This is a genomic window from Blastococcus sp. HT6-4 (assembly GCF_039679125.1).
Classification (GTDB): domain Bacteria; phylum Actinomycetota; class Actinomycetes; order Mycobacteriales; family Geodermatophilaceae; genus Blastococcus; species Blastococcus montanus.
This window is the reverse complement of the sequence record NZ_CP155551.1, coordinates 246,444-259,766: the sequence shown is the minus strand read 5'-3', so window position 1 is coordinate 259,766 and position 13,323 is coordinate 246,444. Positions and strand designations below refer to the sequence as shown.

10 protein-coding genes are annotated in these 13,323 nt (G+C 70.7%); 3 read left to right on the top strand and 7 right to left on the bottom strand.

Annotation, left to right across the window (positions count from 1 at the left end; genetic code table 11):
• Positions 1-5 precede the first annotated feature (5 nt).
• The 6 genes from ABDB74_RS01215 to ABDB74_RS01190 form a co-directional block, all read right to left on the bottom strand.
• Positions 6-1,658, bottom strand: a complete 1,653-nt coding sequence (locus ABDB74_RS01215) for a methyl-accepting chemotaxis protein (RefSeq protein WP_346621152.1) — start codon at positions 1,656-1,658, stop codon at positions 6-8.
• Between the two features lie 209 nt (positions 1,659-1,867).
• Positions 1,868-3,463, bottom strand: a complete 1,596-nt coding sequence (locus ABDB74_RS01210) for a methyl-accepting chemotaxis protein (protein WP_346621150.1) — start codon at positions 3,461-3,463, stop codon at positions 1,868-1,870.
• 140 nt (positions 3,464-3,603) lie between these two features.
• Positions 3,604-4,407 carry an HAD family hydrolase gene (locus tag ABDB74_RS01205; RefSeq protein WP_346621149.1) on the bottom strand — a complete coding sequence of 268 codons (804 nt, stop codon included), beginning with the start codon at positions 4,405-4,407 and terminating at the stop codon, positions 3,604-3,606.
• 11 nt (positions 4,408-4,418) lie between these two features.
• Positions 4,419-5,327, bottom strand: a complete 909-nt coding sequence (locus ABDB74_RS01200; protein WP_346621148.1) for an HAD family hydrolase — start codon at positions 5,325-5,327, stop codon at positions 4,419-4,421.
• Positions 5,328-5,406: 79 nt separating this feature from the next.
• The gene (serS, locus tag ABDB74_RS01195) at positions 5,407-6,708 is read right to left on the bottom strand and encodes a serine--tRNA ligase (protein WP_346621146.1); all 1,302 of its coding nucleotides are present in this window, start codon (positions 6,706-6,708) and stop codon (positions 5,407-5,409) included.
• Positions 6,709-6,743: 35 nt separating this feature from the next.
• Entirely contained in the window at positions 6,744-8,600 is a 1,857-nt protein-coding gene (locus ABDB74_RS01190; protein ID WP_346621144.1) for a DUF5635 domain-containing protein, read from the bottom strand.
• A 149-nt stretch (positions 8,601-8,749) separates the two neighbouring features.
• Here ABDB74_RS01190 and ABDB74_RS01185 point away from each other — a divergent pair, with 149 nt between their 5' ends.
• From ABDB74_RS01185 to ABDB74_RS01175, 3 genes are read left to right on the top strand one after another with little or no spacing between them, the layout of a single operon-like run.
• Positions 8,750-10,174: a GuaB1 family IMP dehydrogenase-related protein gene (locus tag ABDB74_RS01185; RefSeq protein WP_346621143.1), complete on the top strand. Its 1,425-nt coding sequence runs from the start codon at positions 8,750-8,752 to the stop codon at positions 10,172-10,174.
• Positions 10,171-10,518, top strand: coding sequence for a metallopeptidase family protein (locus ABDB74_RS01180; protein ID WP_346621141.1), 348 nt, complete (start codon positions 10,171-10,173; stop codon positions 10,516-10,518). Before ABDB74_RS01185 ends, ABDB74_RS01180 begins: the two co-directional genes overlap by 4 nt.
• Positions 10,519-10,575: 57 nt before the next feature.
• Positions 10,576-10,929 carry a co-chaperone GroES gene (locus ABDB74_RS01175; RefSeq protein WP_346621140.1) on the top strand — a complete coding sequence of 118 codons (354 nt, stop codon included), beginning with the start codon at positions 10,576-10,578 and terminating at the stop codon, positions 10,927-10,929.
• Between the two features lie 1,170 nt (positions 10,930-12,099).
• Here the strand turns inward: ABDB74_RS01175 and ABDB74_RS01170 are convergent.
• Positions 12,100-13,197 carry a DUF1963 domain-containing protein gene (locus tag ABDB74_RS01170; RefSeq protein WP_346621138.1) on the bottom strand — a complete coding sequence of 366 codons (1,098 nt, stop codon included), beginning with the start codon at positions 13,195-13,197 and terminating at the stop codon, positions 12,100-12,102.
• Positions 13,198-13,323: the final 126 nt, after the last annotated feature.

Here is a 13,323-nt window from a genome sequence, read left to right as displayed (position 1 = left end):
TGTCGTCAGACGGTGAACCGGCGGACGGCCTCCTGCAGCTCACCACTCATCTGGGCGAGCTCGACCGCCGCGCGCTGAGCGTCCTCGACCCGCTGGCTGGTCTCCTGCGTGCCCGCGGCCAGACCCGAGATCGCCGCGGCGATGTCCTGCGAACCACTCGCGGCCTCGGCCACGTTCCGGTTCATCTCGTTCGTCGTCGCCGTCTGCTCCTCCACCGCCGCCGCGATCGTCGCCTGGAAGTCGTTGATCTCACCGATCACCGAGCTGATCCGGCTGATCGCATCCACCGCACCCGCGGTGTCGGCCTGGATCGCCTCCACCCGCTGCGAGATGTCCTCGGTCGCCCGCGCCGTCTCCTGCGCCAACTCCTTCACCTCCGACGCCACCACCGCGAAACCCTTACCCGCCTCACCGGCCCGCGCCGCCTCGATCGTGGCGTTCAGCGCCAGCAGGTTCGTCTGCTCCGCGATCCCGTTGATCAGCTTCACCACCGTCGCGATCTCCTGCGACGAATCACCCAGCTTGCCCACCGTCCGCGTCGTGGTCTCCGCCACCGACACCGCCTGACCCGCCACCCGCGCCGCCTCGCTCGCGTTCTGCGCGATCTCCCGGATCGCCGACTCCATCTGCGACGACCCCGTCGCCACCGTGTCCACGCTCGAGGCCACCGCACCCGCCGAGGCCACCACCTCGTCGGCCTGACCCGCCGCCGTCCGGGCGTTGTCGGCGATCGCCTCCGACGCGACGTTCAGCTTGTGCGAGGCCTCGCCGAGACGCTCCGCGGAGTGGTTGACCAGGGTGAGCACACCACCGATCGAGTCGAGGGTGCGATCCAGGGCGGCCGACACCCGGGACAGCTCGGCACCACCCGTCGGGCCCACCCGCACGCTGAGGTCACCGTCGGCGACCCGGTCCAGCACCTCGCTGATCCGCTGCACCGGCCGGTTGACGCTGCGGGCCACCAGCACCGCGAGCCCGACCGAGACGACCAGCCCGATGCCGATCACCACGAAGGTCAGCGTCCGGGCGGACTCGGCGGCGGCGATGGCGTCGTCGGCCACCTGGTGGGCGAACTCCGACTGGACGTCGGCGGCCTCGGTCAGCGCGGCGACCGCCTCGGCCTCGGCCGCCTGCAGCTCACCGATGATCGCGCCCATCTGCGCCAGCTGCGCGGGGTCACCGGACTGGCCGGCGGCGATCATCCGGCCCAGCGCCTGGAAGTAGCTGGCGACGGCGGGCTCGAAGCGCTCGAACGAGGCACGCGCACCGGGGCCCAGCGGGGCCGCGCTGACGGTGGCCGTGAGCTCCTCGATGACCGCCTGCGCCTCAGCAGCCTTCGCCTGGGACGCGGCGACCGCCTCGGGAGCGATGTTCGTGAGCGCACCCCGCGCCGAGTGGGCCATGTACTCCCACCAGTAGGACTGCAGCAGCCGGATGTCGTCGAGGGGGACGGTGCCCTCCTCGTAGACCTGCTCGGCCTGGTCGCTGAGGACGGTCATGCGGGAGGCGCCGATCAGCCCGACCGCCAGCGTGGTCAGGGCGACCAGCAGGATGGCGGCGAGCATCCGCCCCTGGAGCCCGATGCGGGAGAACAGGCCGCGGGCTCCCGCCTCGGGCTCGTGCGTCTGCGGACGGGATGGTGTGACAGCGGCGTCCATGCCGGGCCTCTTCCGGAACCTGAACCGCTCCACCGGCGGTCGTCTGACCGTTGTGTCGGCCGACACGGGTCCGGAATTGAGTCGAGACAGTGATGTAGCCGCTCCACTCATCCGTTCGGCGCGCCCGCCGGGGTGAGCGCGAACGGGCCCGGCGGCCACCGCGCCGCTGCGCGGCCGGATCGGTGGCTGCCGGGCCCGGCGCCCGTGCGTCAGAAGCGGAAGCCGCCGACGAGGGACTGCAACCGGCCGGACACCTGCGCCAGTTCGTCAGCGGCCTCCCGCGAGGCCTCGACGTGCTCCGTGGTGGCCTTGGCGGACGCGGCGACGCCGTCGATGTTGGCCGCGATCTGGCCGGATCCGGCAGCGGCCTCGGCCACGCTCCGGTTCATCTCGTTGGTGGTGGCCGTCTGCTCCTCCACGGCCGAAGCGATCGTCGTCTGGTAGTCGTTGATCCGCGTGATCACCTCGGCGACCTGGGCGATCGCCGTGATCGCGCCGCTGGTGTCGCTCTGGATCGCCTCCACGCGGCGGGCGATGTCCTCCGTGGCGCGGGCGGTCTCCTGCGACAGCTCCTTGACCTCGTTGGCGACGACGGCGAAGCCCTTGCCGGCATCCCCGGCGCGCGCCGCCTCGATCGTGGCGTTGAGCGCCAGCAGGTTGGTCTGCTCCGCGATCGAGGAGATGACCTTGACGACGTCGCCGATGGTGCGGCTGGACTCGCCCAACCGCGACACCGTGTCGGTCGTGGTCTCGACCGCGGTCACGGCCCGGCCGGCAACCGATGCGGCCTCCGTGGCGTTGTGCGCGATCTCCCGGATGGAGGCACCCATCTCCTCTGATCCGGCTGCCACCGTCTGCACGTTGTGCGAGACCTCACCGGCGGCCGCGGCGACGACGGCGGCCTGGGCGGAGGACTCCTCCGCACCGGTGGAGATCCGCTGCGAGAGATCGCCGACGCGGCGGCTGGCGGTCGTGAGGGCCTCGATCGCCGAACGGAAGGTCTCCATGACCTCGCCGATCGAGGTGAGCGCGGCGTTGATCGAGTGGGCCATGCGCCCGACCTCGTCCTGGGACCGCACCTCCAGACGCTGGGTGAGGTCGCCCGTCGCGACGGCGGCCATGGCGACCTCCGCCTCGGCCAGGGGCCGGGTGATGCCCTTGGTGGTCCGCCAGGCGATGACGGTCGCGAGCAGCGCGGCGGCGGCGCAGATGAGCACCATCAGCAGGAGGAAGTTCGACGCGGTGTCACGGGCCTCCGTGCTGAGCGCTGCGTTCATCGCCTCCTCCATGTCGATGAGGACGTTGATCGCCGCCAGCCAGTCGACGAACAGGGGGTCGGCCTGCTGAAGCAGCACCGCGAGAGCCTGGTCCGTGGCACCGGCCAGCTTGAGGTCGATGACCTGCTGGATCAGCGGCATGGTCTCGGCCTCGATCCGCTGGATCTCCGCCAGGGCGGCGACCTCGTCGTCGTTGACGTTGGCCGGGTCGGCGAACAGCTCGCCCATCGGCCCGGCGGAGTCCGCGTACGCGGCGGCGAGGACGTCGATCTCGTCGATCTCCTGCTGGATCAGGTCGGGGTCGCCCCGCAGGACGACGTCGCGGAGGGCGATGGCCCGGTCGTGCACGCTGCCACGGAAGTTGATCGCGTAGCGCTGCTTGACACTGTTGAGGTCGTTGATGGTCGTCAGGTGGCTGTTGATCGTCTCGACGCGCCACACGCCGGTGGCGGTCAGGCCGGCCATGCACACGATGACGACGAGGAAGCCGAGGGCGAGTCGGCGGCTGATGGACAGGCGCTTCAGCATCGGGGTGCTCCGCTGACTAGAAGTCGCGGAGCCCGGCGCCCCGCACCCCCCGATGTCGGCGCCCGCACGGCGGAGTCAAGCCGAACTCTGGAGCCACTCCACCGAGCAAATAGGTTGCACCCAATCCATGACCTGTGGCTTCACAGCCCGGCGAGGAACCGGGCGACGCCGTCGTCGTCGTTGGTCCCGGTGACGTCGGTGGCGACGGCGAGCAGGTCCGGGTGGGCGTGCGCCATGGCGACCGCCCGGCCACCCCCGTCGCGCACCCACCGGAACGCGGCGATGTCGTTGGGCATGTCGCCGAAGACGACGACGTCCTCGGGTCCGACACCGTGCCGGTCGGCGACCGTGGCCAGGCCCGACGCCTTCGTCACCCCGGACGCGGAGATCTCCGCGAGGGCGTCGGTCGACGAGCACGTGACCGTCGCCCGGCCGCCGATGACCTCCTCCACCAGCGCGACGAACTCGTCGCGCGGCAGCGTCTCGTGGCGGGCCAGCAGCTTGGCGACCGGCTGCGCCAGCATCTCCTCCAGCGTCGCCTCGGCGACCCCCGGAGCGTCGACGTCCCACCGCGGCTTGTAGATGGGCTCGTGACGGAACTCCAGCCCGTACTCGACCGCGAACCAGGTGTCCGGCTGCCGCCGGCGCAGCTCGGCCGTGACCGACCGGAGGACGTCGGGGTGCACCGGCTCCTCCTGGATGATCTCGAAGCTCTCGAGGTCGAGCAGCACGGCTCCGTTGCAGCAGATGGCGGTGCCGGAGCGCAGCACCTCGCGGATCCGGTGCATCCAGCGCGGCGGGCGGCCGGTGGCCAGGACCACCGGAACGCCGTCGGCCCGCCACCGCTCGAGCTCGGCGACCGTCGCCTCGCTGACCGTGTCGTCCCAGCGCAGCAGCGTGCCGTCCATGTCGCTCGCGATGAGCCGGGGCTTCCAGTCAGACATCGCGCATCCGGTCAGACACCGAGGACCTCTTCCAGGTAGCGGGCGACGCCGTCGGCGCGGTGGCCGCTGGTCAGCTGCGCGGCGAGGGCGCGGACGGCGGGGTGGGCGTTGGCGACCGCGACCGCCCGGCCACCCGCCTCGGCGACCGCGGTGAGCATCGGGAGGTCGTTGGGCATGTCGCCGAAGACCAGGACGTCGCCGAAGCCCACGCCGTGGCGCTCCAGGGCGATCGCCAGGCCGGTGGCCTTGGTGATCCCGGGCGGCAGCACCTCGATGAAGCCGAGGCCGGCGTGGGTGAGCTCGGCGTCGGCCGGGTCGACGACCGTCCGGGCGAGCGCCAGCAGCTCGTCCTGGCCGATGGTGGCCGAGCGCAGGAAGACCTTCAGCACGGCCTCGGCCGGCAGGACATCGTCCTTGGCCACGAGCTGGGCGTCCTCGGGGTAGGGCCAGTCGAAGCCGTGCTGCACCCGCAGCGCGCCGCGGGCCTCGCCCTGCTGGGCGGCGTCCTCCACCGCGATGACGAGCTCGCCGGTGACCGCCTCGATCCGCTCGATCACGGCCATGGCCTGGGTCCGCGGCAGGGCGACCGCGCGCAGCACCTCGTCCCGCTCCAGGTCGACGACGAACCCGCCCTGGGAGAGGACGGCGATGCCGCGGCCGTCGAGGGCGGCGCGCACGCTCTCCAGCAGCCGCGGGCCCCGGCCGGTCACGCCGACGACCGGGATGCCGGCGTCCCAGCACGCCGCGATCGCCGCCCGGGTGCGCGGGCTCACCTCACCGGAGGCGTCGAGCAGCGTGCCGTCGAGGTCGCTGGCCACCAGCTTCGGGCGCCACGACCCCAGGTCCCCGAGCTCGACCACCTGGTCGGCGCCGGGGAGGACGCCGTAGGCCTGCAGGGCCTTCGGGGGCTGTCCGCTCATGCGGATCGCCCGACGACAGCCGCGGGAGCATCGCAGCGAGCCCCGCGAGCGAGGAGCGGACGGCGGCGCGGAGTCGGGCTCATGCGGTGGCCGGCGGGACCGGCGCCGCCAGGGTCATGCCCGGCGTCAGCGACTCGACGCCGCCGAGCCACGGACGCAGGGCGACCGGGACGTGCACCGAGCCGTCGGCGCGCTGGTGCACCTCGAGCAGGCAGGCGATCGTCCGGGCGATGGCGCACAGCGTGCCGTTGAGCGTGGCCGCGGTCTGCGTCTTCCCCTCGTCGTCCCGGTACCGGATGTTGAGCCGGCGGGCCTGGAAGGTCGTGCAGTCCGAGGTGCTGGTCAGCTCCCGGTAGGTGCCCTGGGTCGGGAACCACGCCTCGATGTCGTACTTGCGGGTGGCGCTGGTGCCCAGGTCGCCGGCGGCGATGTCGACCACGCGGTAGGGCAGCTCCAGCGCCTGGAGGAACTCCTCCTCCCAGGCCAGCAACCGGAGGTGCTCGGCGGCGGTGTCCTCCGGCCGGGCGAAACTGAACATCTCGACCTTGTCGAACCAGTGCACGCGGATGATGCCGCGGGTGTCCTTGCCGTAGGACCCGGCCTCCCGCCGGAAGCACGACGACCAGCCGGCGTAGCGCTTCGGGCCGTTGGAGAGGTCGAGCACCTCGTTCTGGTGCATCCCGGCCAGCGCCACCTCGGAGGTGCCGACGAGGTACAGGTCGTCCCGCTCGATCCGGTACACCTCCTCGTCGTGCTCGCCGAGGAATCCGGTGCCCTCCATGGCGCTCGGCTTGACCAGCGCCGGGGCGATGACCGGGGTGAACCCGGCGGCGACGGCGCGGCTGATGGCCAGCTGCGCCAGCGCGAACTCCAGCAGCGCGCCCGGGCCGGTGAGGAAGTAGAACCGGGAGCCCGAGACCTTCGCACCGCGCTCCATGTCGATGGCGCCGAGCTTCTCGCCGATCTCGATGTGGTCGCGCACCTCGAAGTCGTAGGTGGGCACCTCGCCGACGGTGCGCAGGGGAACCGCGTCGTCCTCCCCGCCGGGCGGCACCTCGTCGGCCACCACGTTGGGGATGCGCACGTGCACGTCGCGCAGCGCGGCGTCGGCGGCGCGCTGCGCCTCCTCGGCCTCCTTGACCTCCGCCGCCAGCGCCCGCGCCCGGCCCAGGACGGCGGGCCGCTCCTCGGGGCTCGCCTTCTTCACCGCCTGGGAGGCGCTCTTCTGCTCGGCGCGCAGGTCGTCGGCCCGCTTGACCGCCTCGCGCCGGGCGACGTCGGCGGCCAGCAGCGCGTCGACCAGGGACTCGTCGGCCCCCCGGGCGCGCTGGCTGGCACGGACGACGTCGGGGTGCTCGCGCACGAGCCGCAGGTCGATCACGAACCGATCGTAGAGAAGTCTGAACGAGGCTTCGGCTAGCCGTCTACCTCCAACGCCTCGGCCGACGGGACATCAGACTGGTCCGACTTCCTCGGGCCAGACCGCATGACGCCTGCCGGCAGGAAGTGAGCGTTACGACCGGCGGTCTCGCCACGCTCGAGGAGCCCGTCTGTGACCATCCTTTCAAGAGCACGACGCGCACCGGCATAGGTCAACTCCGTGAGAGTTGCATAGTCACCGGAAGAAACTCGATCGTGCACGGCGAGCCACCGGCGAACCACTCGCGTGGCCTCGACCGGATCGGGCCGGAGATAGGTCAGCACACCCTGGCGCTTGAGTACGGCCAAATCACCAGCCGCCTGCAGCGTCAGCTCCGTACTCGCTCGTGAGAGCACCCAAACATCCCGATAGGGCTCGATCAACGGGCTGCCGCCGACAACACACGAGCCTGCGACGTGCAGTGCCTCGTCGGCCTCTTCGACGGTCCGTTGAAGTACCTCAGCTCCGCGCTGGGCCGTGATGAAGGGCTCGTGGAGCAACGTATGCAGGATCATGGCTACACGAACGTCCGTTTGCCGCTCACGTGGTTCGATCTCGTCGACCAACCGCATCACAGGCACCACGGGCTTGCCACCCGTCAACCTGACTCGTACGCGAGGCCCGGGCTCTTCGACAAGCAGCGGGGGGCGGTGCCCAAGCGTGACCATCTCCCGATACATCCGGTCCACACCGATACCTTGCTTATCGACAAGCCCGAGCGCGCGGACTGCGTCGGCCAGGGCAGGAGACCGGGAGTAGCGCTGGGTCAGCACGTTTCCAGCGTTCACTCCCCCCACGAAGCCACCGGGCGAGACGACCTCCAGGGAGGCGTCGGCTTCCACCCAGGTCACCGTTGTGGCCTCTGCCTGATGCCAGTCGCGGTGGACCACGCCGTTCAACACCGCTTCCCGCGCGGCTCGAGGAGGCAAGAGTCGAACAAGCCGCTCCGAGAAGGAACCGGGAAGAGTCACGCGGTCATTGGCGCCGTCCAGTAACGCCTCGGTCTGAGCCACCTGCTCGAGCAGGCTCGTGCCAGCCCGTGCATCGGTAGCTGCCAGCACCTCCCCTCCCTGAACATCCCACCGGGCCCAGGAAAGCCATGCCCTAGGTGCGGGACAGAACAGGAGTGCACCCGCCTGCGTGAGGGTCCCTTCGACTGTCAGCAGGCCCAGCCGGCGCAGCACTTCCTCAGTGGACTCGTCTGCCAGGCCGTCATTGGCTGGGCGCCCACGTAGGTAGTCGCGCGCCACTGCGACAGCACCGGGAGAGATGTCATCGACCGTCATGCGACTAGGACGAGCCATCTCGTCCCAACCAACACGGTCCTGCCGGTGCACCCACCAGGCACTACGATCAACGGGGACGCAGTTCGCACCCACTCGCCAACGCAACCGATTGCCCGTGTCCTCCACAGGCTCTCGCGCTTCGGACACCAGCAGGACGACCAAGGGAATCCCGCGCTCATAACGCACTTCAACCTGTGGCGCGACGTCGATGCGCCGGTAGATCTGGTGCTTGAGCCACTCGGGATCAAGATCGGTTCCGATGAGGTCACCGGTGCGGTCGTTGACTCCCACGATGAGAGCGCCACCGCCTGGCGTGTTCGCCATGCATGCAACCTCGTCTGCGAGCTGGGTCGCAGCACTGGTGTTGCGAGGAGTCCCGTCGAGGAGGACGCCGCCAGCTCCTCGACGCCCCGCCTCTTCCTTCAGATCGACTCGTTCGCGCTCGACGTCGGTGGGCAGCTCGCCGTCGGCCAGCCTGCGAAGGCAGACGTCCACCTCAGCACGCAGCTCAGCAAGGTCGGTCAGCAGTTCCGCGCCTGGCTGAAATGTCGCCTTGTTCGCCTCCACGCAGGAACTGTATCACTTTAGGTGGGTAGCTAAAGTGATACAGCGGACGCGTCCGCGTTGACTTGTACTCATTCGCACCCGCTAACGACCCACGACCGCCCCTGACGCGGGAGAGCACCGCCGGCCCCATCATGCGGGACACTGGAGGCATGCGGTTCCTGCAGCGGCCCTCGCACGACCTGACGTACTCCGACGTGTTCATGGTGCCGGCGCGCTCCTCGGTCGGGTCGCGGCTCGAGGTCGACCTGCGCACACCCGACCGCGTCGGGACCACGATCCCGATCGTGGTCGCCAACATGACGGCGATCTCCGGCCGGCGGATGGCCGAGACCGTGGCCCGTCGCGGGGGCCTGGCGGTCCTGCCCCAGGACATCCCGGTCGACGTCGTCTCCGAGGTGGTGTCCTGGGTGAAGGGGCGGCACACGGTCTACGACACCCCGATCACCCTCTCCCCCACCTCCACGGTGGGCGAGGCCCTGTCGCTGCTGACCAAGCGCGCGCACGGCGTGGTCGTCGTGGTCGAGGACGGCTCCCCGGTGGGCGTCGTCACCGACGGGGCGTGCCAGGGCGTCGACCGCTTCACCCAGCTGTCCGAGGTCATGACGCCGGAGCCGCTCACGATCCCGGCCGGCACCGACCTCACCAAGATCTTCGACGTGCTCTCCGGCGAGCGGGTGAGCGCCGCCCCCGTGGTGGAGGGCGACCGCCTGGTCGGCGTGATCACCCGGAAGGGCGCCCTGCGCTCGTCCCTGTACACGCCGGCCCTGAACCCGGACGGGCACCTGCTCACCTCGGCCGCCGTCGGCATCAACGGCGACGTCGCCGGGAAGGCGTCGGCCCTGCTGACCGCCGGCGTGGACGTGCTGGTGGTCGACACCGCGCACGGGCACCAGGAGAAGGCGATCGAGGCGGTGCGCGCGGTGCGCTCGGTGGCCGGCGCGGTGCCGGTCGTGGCCGGGAACGTGGTGACGGCGCAGGGCACCCGCGACCTGATCGAGGCCGGCGCCGACGTCGTCAAGGTCGGCGTCGGGCCCGGCGCCATGTGCACCACCCGGATGATGACCGGCGTGGGGCGGCCGCAGTTCTCCGCCGTCGAGGAGTGCGCCGCCGAGGCCCGCTCGCTGGGCCGGCACGTGTGGGCCGACGGCGGCGTGCGGCACCCGCGCGACATCGCGCTGGCCCTGGCGGCCGGCGCCGCGAACGTCATGGTGGGGTCCTGGTTCGCCGGTACCTACGAATCGGCCGGTGACGTGCACGACGACGCCGGGCGGCTGTACAAGGAGTCGTTCGGCATGGCGTCGGCGCGGGCGGTCAAGGCGCGGACGGCGACCCAGACCGGCTTCGACCGGGCGCGTGCCGGTCTCTTCGAGGAGGGCATCAGCTCCTCGCGGATGTACCTCGACCCGGCTCGCCCGGGCGTCGAGGACCTCATCGACCAGATCGTCGCCGGCGTGCGGTCGTCGTGCACCTATGCGGGCGCGCGCACCGTCGACGAGCTGCACGAGCGGGCGGTCCTCGGCGTGCAGAGCTCCGCCGGCTACGAAGAGGGCCGGCCGCTGCCGACGTCCTGGTGAACACCCTCCCGCTGCCGGTGTTCGAGGGGCTCGTCGCCGATGCCCTCGACCAGGTCCCGCCGGAGCTGATGGCGCTGGTGGACAACGTCGTCGTCCTGGTGGAGGACCGGAACCGGGAGGAGCCCGAGCTGCTCGGGCTCTACGAGGGCTACGCGCTGACCGAGCGCGGCTGGGACTACGGCGGGGCGCTGCCGGACCGGATCATGATCTACCGCGAGGCGATCTGCGACATCTGCGAGACCGAGGACGACGTGGTCGAGGAGGTCACGATCACCGTGGTCCACGAGATCGCGCACCACTTCGGCATCGAGGAGGACCGCCTGCACGAGCTCGGCTGGGGCTGACCCCGGCGTCCTGAGCACATGACGCCGCGGAGGACCGGGCGGGTAGCGTGGATCGACGTGCCCGACAACATCGCCTCCGAGTCAGCCACGGCCCGGGGCGGCGGCCTGCCGATCAAGATGCTGCACGACCGCGTCCTGGTCGCGCTGCGCAAGGACGACGGCGACCGTCGCTCGAGCGGCGGCATCCTCATCCCCGCGACGGCCCAGGTGGCCAAGCGGCTGGTGTGGGGCGAGGCCAAGGGCGTCGGCCCGAGCGTGCGCCAGGTCAAGGTCGGCGACCAGGTGCTCTTCTCCCCCGAGGACCAGCACGAGGTCGAGGTGCACGGCGAGGACCTGATCATCCTGCGCGAGCGCGACGTGCACGCCGTCGCCGCCGAGCGGATCGAGGAATCCACCGGCCTCTACCTCTGACCCACTCCAACTGCTTCAGCGGTCACCATTGCCATCACCGACGGCAGCCGACGCTCACCCATAGACCTCTCCGAGCACGCCACCACGCGCATTGAGGACCCGGACGGTCAAAGGGTGCACGTAGTCGCCACAAACCACGAACACTCCGACCGGCGCCTCCACGGGCCGCCTGGTCAAGTGATCGGCCTGATGTACCTCAGCGAATGCCGCTTCAGCGCCCACCAGAAGCACCAGCGCCTTGCTCCCGCCTCTGCCCACCGACCCGCTTGCCGAACTTGTCAGACCAACGTGCGCGTCAGGCACGGCGATCCTCGCGAGCGGGGGCTCCCAGCCCCAAGCACCGTCACTACTGAGTTCCGGCTTCCACGCGCCATGGGAGCGTGTGTAGAGATCCGGACCGAGCCATGCCGGAAGAGCCGCATCATCCCCGCTTCCCTGCGGTACACGCAGGACGTGGAGGACGGCGCCCGAGGTTGGGCCGACCCAGTAGGCCACCGGTACAGACTGCCCCGCACGAAGATCCGGACCTGGCAACTCGGGCAGGCCGTGGTCCAGAACCCACTCGCTCCAATTCTCCCTCTGTTCGACGCCAAAGGTGAGCGGCCTCATGCCGCACCAACTTTCCGATGCAGGGACACAGCGACCTCGATCGCTGGCGACCAACCGATTCCTAGACCACTGCCACTCAGGTTCCGCAGTACATGAACTTGTCAGGAGTCCGAAAGTGTCGAGCAGGAGGCGGAGCTCGACACCGGTCCTGGCGTCGCGGCGGAAGACTGGCGGGTATCGCATCCTCACCGCAAGGAGCTGCCTCGTCACGGATGGGTGACAGTCGAACCAGCCGCACCACGACGGCCCAATCTCCCGGGGAGCGACAAGGCACCGCACATGCGCGGCGGCCCCAGTGATGGCCACTCCGCTGCCATCTCGTCAGCGAGCGCGACCCGAAGCACGCCATCGGCGCGCCGCGCTCCCGGCACGGACATCGAGCGCGATGCGCCACCGCACGAGGGCAGCGGCTCGGGAGAGCGGAAGGGATCCGTGGGTAGATCCCACAAGCCCGCAGACGAGGAGGACGACCAGCGCCTCAGCAGCCGGTGCGCCGCCTTCTCGACGGGGACACGGTCGCCGCCGGCCGGCTCGGACCCGAACCGGCGCACGGCCGCCGCGTCAATTGAGCCGGATCGTCACCCACGCCTGCTCGTAGTCACCGCGGACCAGATCCGAACGTCGCATCCAGACCTCGAGGTGGCCGTCGCCGCCGAACCAGCCGTCGAGCGGCCCGACGGCCGGGATGTCGAGTAGCAGAACCCAGCCGTCATCGGGTCCGCAGGGCAGGAACGGCTCGAGCGCCTCGGAGACGATGTGCCCCCAGCCCTGCTGCGGCCGTCCCAGGAGCTGTGGGACGAACCGGAGCTCACCGACCGGCCGGCGCCGGCGATCGCCGGCCGTGGAGAGCGCCTCGTCCAGCACGTCGGCGGTGGCCTGCTCGAGCCGGTCGAACTCCTCCGACGACAGATCGGGCAGGTCCGACGGCGACGGCAGGCTGAACCCTCCCCACTCGTGCAACCAGCGCGCCGGCTGCACCGTCAGGTCCTCCGGCTCCGTCAGGTAGCGCGTCACCGGCGGGACGAAGCGCACCTGCCAGCAGCCGCGGTCCCGGGCGCCGCCGTCGATGCCGTAGGACTCGAGGTCGTGGAAGACCTCGAGGGCTCCGTTCGTCTCCGGCAGCGGCGCGCGGTCCGCCACCGTGGACAGCATCCACAGGTCGAAATGGCCGACGAAATCCAGCGGGATGCCGTCCTCGCGCAGCGGCCACGAACCGACGTCCACGGGATGCCCGCGCACCCACGACCCGCGACCGACCACGAGCTCGGGCAACGCCTCGACGTAGTCGGCGCTGTGCTCGGCCGGCAGCGGGGCATAGTACAGGCAGGGCTCGACCATGTGGTCCAGCCGGCCCAGGGCCTGCCTCGGATGACGGAGCCAGTCGCGCGCGTCCTCGACGCCCGACGGAGGCGCGGGCGCCACAGCATCCCGGGCGCGCGTCCGCACGGATTCGTCGGGGTGGCTCCTCGCCACCTCCTGCAGGGCCGCGAAGCCGGCCGGCGACGCCATCAAGCGGTCTTTCAGCGCGGACAGCCGGGCCAGATACCGGTTCCACTGACGCTGACCGACTCCCGGAATCTCGACTTCCCAACGCGCCAGCTGCTCGTATCCCGCGACCACCCTCTCCAGCAGCTCCGCGACGTCCGGCTCGGACTCCACAGCGACACGCTCCCGTCAGGTCGGCGCACGGGAGCTGCGCATGTGCGCGGACGGTAGCGAACGCGGGCAGCTCAGGACACCAGCGTCCAGGCATAGGAAGCTATGCATGCGTTCTGGGCCGCGGAT

Excerpts from the sequence above, each read along its gene's own strand:
- ABDB74_RS01215 (WP_346621152.1), bottom strand. The coding sequence starts at position 1,658 with ATGGACGCCGCTGTCACACCATCCCGTCCGCAGACGCACGAGCCCGAG.
- ABDB74_RS01210 (WP_346621150.1), bottom strand. The coding sequence starts at position 3,463 with ATGCTGAAGCGCCTGTCCATCAGCCGCCGACTCGCCCTCGGCTTCCTC.
- ABDB74_RS01205 (WP_346621149.1), bottom strand. The coding sequence starts at position 4,407 with ATGTCTGACTGGAAGCCCCGGCTCATCGCGAGCGACATGGACGGCACG.
- ABDB74_RS01200 (WP_346621148.1), bottom strand. The coding sequence starts at position 5,327 with ATGAGCGGACAGCCCCCGAAGGCCCTGCAGGCCTACGGCGTCCTCCCC.
- ABDB74_RS01185 (WP_346621143.1), top strand. The coding sequence starts at position 8,750 with ATGCGGTTCCTGCAGCGGCCCTCGCACGACCTGACGTACTCCGACGTG.